Annotated in this window: 4 protein-coding genes; 2 read left to right on the top strand and 2 right to left on the bottom strand. The window is 60.9% G+C overall.

Annotation, left to right across the window (positions count from 1 at the left end; all coding sequences use genetic code 11):
* Positions 1-711 precede the first annotated feature (711 nt).
* Positions 712-1,584 (top strand): DUF1571 domain-containing protein, encoded by an 873-nt coding sequence (locus tag ABX749_RS27305; RefSeq protein ID WP_145219511.1) that lies wholly within the window; start codon positions 712-714, stop codon positions 1,582-1,584.
* A 316-nt stretch (positions 1,585-1,900) separates the two neighbouring features.
* Here ABX749_RS27305 and gatC read toward each other — a convergent pair whose 3' ends face one another.
* Entirely contained in the window at positions 1,901-2,188 is a 288-nt protein-coding gene (gatC, locus tag ABX749_RS27300; protein WP_372898810.1) for an Asp-tRNA(Asn)/Glu-tRNA(Gln) amidotransferase subunit GatC, read from the bottom strand.
* Positions 2,189-2,205: 17 nt separating this feature from the next.
* Positions 2,206-2,472: a 50S ribosomal protein L28 gene (rpmB, locus tag ABX749_RS27295; protein WP_145219515.1), complete on the bottom strand. Its 267-nt coding sequence runs from the start codon at positions 2,470-2,472 to the stop codon at positions 2,206-2,208.
* A 452-nt stretch (positions 2,473-2,924) separates the two neighbouring features.
* Here rpmB and ABX749_RS27290 point away from each other — a divergent pair.
* Positions 2,925-3,166, top strand: a 242-nt coding sequence (locus ABX749_RS27290; protein ID WP_372898809.1) for a hypothetical protein, incomplete at its 3' end; no start/stop codon positions are given.

The following is a 3,166-nucleotide window of genomic DNA, read 5'->3' as shown; positions in this document are numbered from 1 at the left end:
GGCGGCGTGTGGACTGGGACGACCGGACATAGGCGAAGAAACGCTAGTGGACGGGGGGAAGGAATGGCAATCGCGAGGGCGCGGTGAACGATTATCCCAGCTTTGCCGCTGGCGCGCAAGCCCCGTACATTTTCACCACGCAACGGCTTCAGAGCGAGCCGGCGCCCTCGCCAGAGACGATCGCGTCGTCACGGCGGGAGGCGTTGCGGGGACGCACACGTCACTCGCGCCACTGGCTGACCGGCCTGTTGATTTAATCAGCCGTTTGGCGCGAGCCTACGGTCGCCGGTGAGTAATCGACATAATGAATGCCCGTACGCTTGCGCGCTCGCGGCTAATCCCACGTGCGATCGGATTAAATCAACAGGCCCTGACGCCGCGTGCTGACACCACCGGCTGACGCCGCGTGCTGACTTGCAACTCATGGGGCGAACTTGCAACTTGAGGAAAAACTGAATTCCTCTAGCGGAATCATCGACTTTTTCGCTAACAGTGATCCCACCACGGCTCACGCTGCATCCCGAGCGGAATCGACTCCTTTAATTTGATGGTGTTGATCCGGTCGAAACGCTCGGCAACGGATACGACGATTGCTCCGGATGATTGCCTGCCAGTGGAACTCCTCATCTTCACGTAGCATCTGCGGCGATACGACCACCAAGGCCGTCCTTTTTTCCGGTCGTCCGACGCACGCGCAAGGAAGCAATCGAGATGCAACGACGTCAATTTCTCGCCCTTCTGGGCTCACTCGCAGCGACCTCCGCTGCCGAACAATCGTTCGCCACGCCGCCCCACTTGGTTGAACCGGTCCATCGCGTGGCCAACGCGGCGAGCCTGGCCCCCAGCCCCCCGGTCAAACTTTCGGCACTCGACGAGGCCCTGATGCGGGCCCGCCGGAGCCTGGTGAACTGTCAAAACACAATCAACGACTACACGGCGCTGTTGATCAAACGGGAACGAATCGGCGACACGCTCGGCCCGCACGAGTACATGTCGGCCAAAATTCGCTGCCGCAAAGTCGTCGACAACCAGATCGTCCAGCCGCTCAGCGTTTACCTGAGCTTCGTCAAACCGGCCAGTATCAAGGGCCGCGAAGTCCTGTACGTCGAAGGCCGCAACAACGGAAACCTGATCGCCCACGAAGGCGGGTTCAAAGGCCGCTTCCTGCCGACGGTGAATCTGCCGCCGACCGGCACGCTAGCCATGCGCGGGCAGCGGTACCCGATGACCGAGATCGGGCTGGAGAATCTGCTCGTCAAACTGATCGAGCGGGGCGAACAAGCCAAACAGTTGCCGGACGTCAAAGCCGAGATGCGAACCGGCATCAAGGTCAACGACCGACCCTGCATGCTGCTGACCGTCACCCAGCCCACACCGCGACCGGACCTGCTGTTCTACCAGGCCAAGGTCTACATGGACGAAGAACTCAACGTGCCGATCCGCTACGTCGCCTACGATTGGCCCGCGCCGAACCAAGAGAAGCTGTCGGTGATTGAAGAGTACAACTACTTGAATCTGAAGCTGAACGTCGGACTGACCGACGCCGACTTCGATCCGAACAATTCGAAGTACAACTTCTATTGATCGTCGCGTGACCGAATGCTCAAGGCTGAAGCCGTAGCGGACTGTTGATTGAATCAGCCGTTTTGGGCGAGCTAGCGGCGCAAGCCCCATGCCGCCTATTGTGGCACCAATCGGGGTGCTTTTTGTGAGCGGAAGGGCGCGAGCCCTCCGGTCTTTCGGGGAGTGTTCACGCCGACACCGGACGGCTCGCGGGCTGTCGATTTAGTGAGCCGTCGGCGCTAGCCGCGGGCCTAGTGGTGACGACGTTGCCACAGTGAGTGGCATTTGGCGCAGATCCCACGGGCCTCGGTGCGGCAGCGGACGTGCTGACGACGCACTATCCCAGCACGGGCGGCACGAGAAAGCACTCGTCATCGGCCGCGGGGGCATTGGCCAAGGCGGCGGCACGCTCCAGTCCCGGCGTGATCTCGTCGCGGCGCCAGCGGTTATCGACGTCCAGCGCCGTCGTCATCGGCTCGACGTCGCTGGTGTCCAGCTCGGACAACTTCGCGACGAAACCGAGAATGCTTTCCAACTGCGGGCCGAGATGCTCGACTTCTTCGTCGGAAATTTCCAGTCGCGCCAGCAGGGCCAGCTTGCGAACGTCGTCTGCCGATAATGCCATGACTTCCTCGCGGTCGGCTATTTGGCGCCACTGACGTCAAACGGCTTGGTTCGCACTCGCTTGCGAATCGCTCCGCTGCGGATGCACTGAACGCAAACGCGCATCGATTTGTTGACGCCGTCGGGCAGTGTCACGTGGACCTTCTGCAGGTTGGGAACAAACTTGCGACGGGTGATTCCGGTGATTTTGGTACCGACACCGCCCAAATACTTCGCTTTACCGCGAGTTTCGATGCGATTGCCCATCTGCACTTTCTTTCCGCAAACTTCACATTGTCGTGCCATGGCACATTTCCCCCCATCGTATCGCGTGGGGGCTCCTCAGCCGGTTTGTTCGTTGGATTGCTATTGTGATCTAATCGACTTCGACACGGCCAACCCGAGTCCATCGGAACCGAGTCCGTTTGACCTGGGTCCATCGGAACCGAGCAGGTCTCGCTCGGGTCAGCGATGGCCAGGCGAGCCCCAGAGCGGGCCGCCCGTGTTGTCTCATTTTTCGCCGGAAACGCGTCGAAGGGTCAAGACTATACAAACACAGGGGATCCGGCGAAAGAAGTAATCCCCCACCAATCTTTCTTGAGCGAAAGAGTTCAGATTTCTCAAGATCCACGCTCGGGCGGCCGAAAACTCTTCCTAAGCCTCCTTCCCCGACGCATTTCCCGTCGATTTCGGCACTTCCCCGGCGCCGTGCGACGATCACACGGCGTCTTGCGACCAACCTACCGAGCCATGCGACCATGACCGCCTCCGATCGCACCATCGATTCACCTCGAAAAACGGCCATCACCCGCGTTCTGCCGGCCCGCTGGGCGACCGCGTCCCTCGCTCCGCTGCTGATCGCGTTGACCACCGGGTGCTCGACGCTCCCCTCGGCACGCGGACTGGACCTGATGAACCCCGCCGCGAGCCTGCTGTCCCCCGGATCGGCGAAAAACACATCGCCCTACCAAATGCTCGACGGCACCGCGCCGGCGACGGC

It is taken from the genome of Stieleria sp. (genome assembly GCF_041595215.1).
GTDB classification, from domain to species: Bacteria; Planctomycetota; Planctomycetia; order Pirellulales; family Pirellulaceae; genus Stieleria; species Stieleria magnilauensis.
The sequence above is the reverse complement of the archived record's forward strand: the minus strand, read 5'-3'. Positions and strand labels throughout refer to the sequence as shown.